This is a genomic window from uncultured Subdoligranulum sp., assembly GCF_937890665.1.
Map to the genome: position 1 here is coordinate 1 of NZ_CALADU010000286.1, position 3550 is coordinate 3550.

Annotated in this window: 7 protein-coding genes; all 7 read left to right on the forward strand. The window is 53.0% G+C overall.

Translation table 11 applies throughout. The features are described from left to right. Positions 1-718 (forward strand): phage minor capsid protein (locus tag Q0526_RS16420; protein ID WP_298735980.1); only part of this gene is annotated, 718 nt, incomplete at its 5' end. Further along, positions 715-900 carry a hypothetical protein gene (locus tag Q0526_RS16425; RefSeq protein ID WP_298735982.1) on the forward strand — a complete coding sequence of 62 codons (186 nt, stop codon included), beginning with the start codon at positions 715-717 and terminating at the stop codon, positions 898-900. The genes Q0526_RS16420 and Q0526_RS16425, both read left to right, overlap by 4 nt. A gap of 7 nt (positions 901-907) precedes the next feature. Then, positions 908-1225, forward strand: a complete 318-nt coding sequence (locus Q0526_RS16430) for a YjcQ family protein (RefSeq protein WP_298735984.1) — start codon at positions 908-910, stop codon at positions 1223-1225. A 129-nt stretch (positions 1226-1354) separates the two neighbouring features. After that, entirely contained in the window at positions 1355-1534 is a 180-nt protein-coding gene (locus Q0526_RS16435; RefSeq protein ID WP_298735986.1) for a ribbon-helix-helix domain-containing protein, read from the forward strand. A 327-nt stretch (positions 1535-1861) separates the two neighbouring features. Next, positions 1862-2419 (forward strand): Rha family transcriptional regulator, encoded by a 558-nt coding sequence (locus tag Q0526_RS16440; protein WP_298735989.1) that lies wholly within the window; start codon positions 1862-1864, stop codon positions 2417-2419. 178 nt (positions 2420-2597) lie between these two features. Further along, positions 2598-3128 carry a phage scaffolding protein gene (locus Q0526_RS16445; protein ID WP_298735992.1) on the forward strand — a complete coding sequence of 177 codons (531 nt, stop codon included), beginning with the start codon at positions 2598-2600 and terminating at the stop codon, positions 3126-3128. 12 nt (positions 3129-3140) lie between these two features. Further along, positions 3141-3550: phage major capsid protein (locus tag Q0526_RS16450; RefSeq protein ID WP_298735995.1), on the forward strand; the 410-nt coding region annotated here is incomplete at its 3' end.

Below are 3550 nucleotides of genomic sequence, written 5' to 3' on the forward strand. Positions count from 1 at the left end.
CTTTTATCCGTTCTTCCCGGGGATTTCGGTTCCCAATTACACCACTGAGCGACTGGCTACACTCAGCGCCAAAACTGTCGAGTACAACGGCAAGCAGTACACCCGGTACGAGATCACTCAGATGCAGCGCGCGTTGGAACGTCAGGTACGCAAGTACAAGCGGCGTTATCTGGCCGAGGCATCCGCTGGTGTGGACACTACCGATACCGCGGTTCGATTGAAGCGGTGTCGGCAGGATCTCGCTGCCTTTACACATGAGACTGGAACCCGCAATGACAGCGCTCGAACATCGGTTTCTGGTTTCGGGCACAGCCAGGCCAGTAGAGCCTCTGCGCTTGTCAGGAAGCTGGAAAAGGCCTATAATGAAAATCGAAAAAAGGTCCTTGAACAAATTCGTTCCGCTGACACGCCAAAGTCACTGAATACGGGAAACCAGCGCAAGCATATCCGGGAAGAAGGGCGTGACCTCGGCAACCGAAGCTTCCTATATGGAACGATGGAGGACGCGCAGCAGCTGGTCGATCAGTACAGCGGTACGGGAGCCCCCAAGCTGGACAGGAAAGGAAATTGGACGCACAAGGAATTTGTGACCGCAGATCATCTTATTGGTGAATCTGTAAATCCGGAGACCGGCGTTGCTACACCAACGCACCGTTTTGCCATTCACTACGGAAAACGCGGAACACATGTGGTTCCCATGGAGGAGAGAAAGAAATGAAGCTATGGGAATACAGCGGCAAAAATGTTCGCATCACACTGAAAGACGGGCAAGTGTTTGAAGGACTCGCCTACGACTATACTTCCGCACTGGACAACGAACCAGACCCGGAAAGTATTTCGATCGGCATCTTTGAGCTTTTCGCACCAGAAATCGAAAAAATCGAACTGATTCGGGGGTGAAAACAACGTGGAAGATTTCCGTATTATTTACCGTATTCTGAAATTTTTACGCGACAGTATGGATTTTGAGGAGTTTGACAGCGAAGGCTTTACCTCCGAACGGTTCGGGACGAATGATAATCGCTTTCACGCGCTGCTGATCCAGCTGGACAAGGCCGGATATATCGAAGGTTTGCATGTCACGAGATATATTCGCAGCGGCATTCAGATTCAATCGCCCATCGATGTTCGTATCACCTTAAAGGGTCTTGAATACCTGAATGAAAATAGCCTGATGAAACAGGCTGCCAGCCTTGCCCGTGGAATCAAGGACGTCCTTCCATAACAACTGAATACGCCAAAGCACGATGCAAACTGCACCGTGCTTTTTCATGCGCTTTTCAAGAAAGCACTTGACAACTTTGTGGCAACAATCTATAATTTGTTTGTAGCCACAAGGAAAGTGAGGTGCAATATGTCTGGCTTGAAAAAAGGCACAAAACTGACTGATAACCCTAAAGACTATCTTTTACGAGTACGCCTTGACGAACAAACACTGGGAAAACTTGATAAGTGCTGTGAAGTAAAAGGGCTGAACCGTTCCGAAGTAGTCCGCAGAGGTATTGAGCAGCAATATGCCGAGGTACAAAAATAACCGCAACCTGCCGCCGTAGGAAGTGAACAGGTTACGGTTATTACAAGACAGGAGTTACCCTATCTGAAATTTATTATATCAGATTCGGCGGCTCCTTACAAGACAAGCGATAAGGAGTTTTTTACCATGAATCAAATTCTTTGCACACCCCGCGAAGCCATCAAATACCGCCAGCATCGTACCCCCTGCTGAACTGGACTGGGCGGAGACCATCTCCGACTTTTATACTGCCCATCCTATTAAAGGGGACGCTACCAACTTCTATACCTTTGTGGCAGATGTGTTTGCCGCCGGGCGCATCAGTGGGGTGAGAGAGGAACGCCCGCCATGAGTGAGCATATCATCATTGGCCACTACAACGGCCAGCCTACCGTGACCAGCCGCGAGGTGGCGGAACACTTCAAAAAAAATCACCGTGATGTGTTGGAATCTATCAGAAATATCACTGCGGAAAATTCCGCAGTGGCAGATATGTTCTATGAAACCACCTACACAGCGGCAAACAAACAGTCTTACCCCATGTATCAGATGAACCGTGACGGCTTCACCCTGCTGGCCATGGGCTTTACCGGTAAGGATGCTCTGGAATGGAAGCTCAAGTACATCCGGGCTTTCAATATGATGGAGGAACAGCTCAAGGTCAAGGAAATTCAGGCGGCAATGCCCAAAGTCGATGCCCGCATGATGGAAGCTCAGGCCCGCTTGAATAACTCCCGTGTGGACACTGCCAAACTTTTGATGCAGATGGGCGACAAGGCTGCATTGTATTATAACCGTGAACAGTGTTACCAGTTGGCGCTGTGCACGCTGGCGGGGAAACAGCCCGATGAGGACATGCTGCCCGCAGGCCGCCATTTTTATTTGAAAGATTCAAACGCTAACTAAATATATTAAATGCGCTTTTGCACTCAACTGCAAAGGCGCATTTTTATGCCCACCTTGGCCGCATGAGGCCGGGGCGGGCACTTTTATTGCCCGGCGGCGGGACTTATCAGCCGCACAGACTGGCGGAGCCGACCGCCTTAAAAAGGCTATCTGCAATGACCGAAAGGAGAAACGACCGATGAAGACAGAAGACCTCAAAGCCTTGGGCCTGAGCGATGAGCAGGTGCAGCGCGTCTTTGCCATGAACGGCGAAGAAATGAACGGCCTGAAAGCCAGCGTGGCCACGCTGACGGCAGAGCGCGACACGGCGCGCACCAGTCTGGCCGACGCCAACAAAAAGCTGGAAGGCTATGACCCCGAATGGAAGGCCAAAGCCGCCCAGGCCCAGCAGCAGGCAGACAAGCAGGTCGCTGAGTTGAAAGCCGGGTATGCCGCCGACAGCGCAGCGTCCGGCCTGAAATTCACCAGTGACAGCGCCAAAAAGGCATTTTTGTCCGACCTCAAGGCCAAAAACCTGCCGCTACAGGATGACGGCACCCTGCTGGGCTTTGACGACTATGTCGCATCGTACAAAAAGACCGACCCGGGCGCCTTTGCCCCGGAAGGCGGCCTGCCCCGCGTGAGCAGCAGCGCCACCGGCACCCCGGCAGGCCCTACCACGAACGAACAGGCTAACGCGGCGATTCGCGCCGTGTTCGGACACAGATAAGGAGAGGATCAAATGGCAGTCAATATCGTATCCCGCGAGAGCGCCGAAGCTCTCATCCAGGAGCAGATCATGAAGACGGTGTTTCAGGATGCACCGAAAAACTCTATCCTGATGCAGCTGGGCCGCAAACTGCCCAACATGACCAGCAAGCAGACCCGCGTGCCGGTATTGTCCATGCTGCCCATGGCCTACTGGGTCGGCGGCGACACCGGCGTGAAGCAGACCAGCCGCCAGCAGTGGGAGAATGTCTACATCACCGCCGGGGAACTGGCCGTCATCGTGCCCATCCCCGAAGCGGTACTGGCCGACGCCAGCTTTGACATCATGGGCGAGGTGATCCCCCGCGTCAACGAAGCCATCGGCATGAAGTTTGACGAAGCGGCCATCTTCGGTGTGGACCGCCCGCCGGAATGGCAGAACGA

What these genes read in the sequence shown, in the direction of transcription:
- Q0526_RS16425 (WP_298735982.1), top strand. Translation starts at nt 715, where the DNA reads ATGAAGCTATGGGAATACAGCGGCAAAAATGTTCGCATCACACTGAAA.
- Q0526_RS16435 (WP_298735986.1), top strand. Translation starts at nt 1,355, where the DNA reads ATGTCTGGCTTGAAAAAAGGCACAAAACTGACTGATAACCCTAAAGAC.
- Q0526_RS16440 (WP_298735989.1), top strand. Translation starts at nt 1,862, where the DNA reads ATGAGTGAGCATATCATCATTGGCCACTACAACGGCCAGCCTACCGTG.
- Q0526_RS16445 (WP_298735992.1), top strand. Translation starts at nt 2,598, where the DNA reads ATGAAGACAGAAGACCTCAAAGCCTTGGGCCTGAGCGATGAGCAGGTG.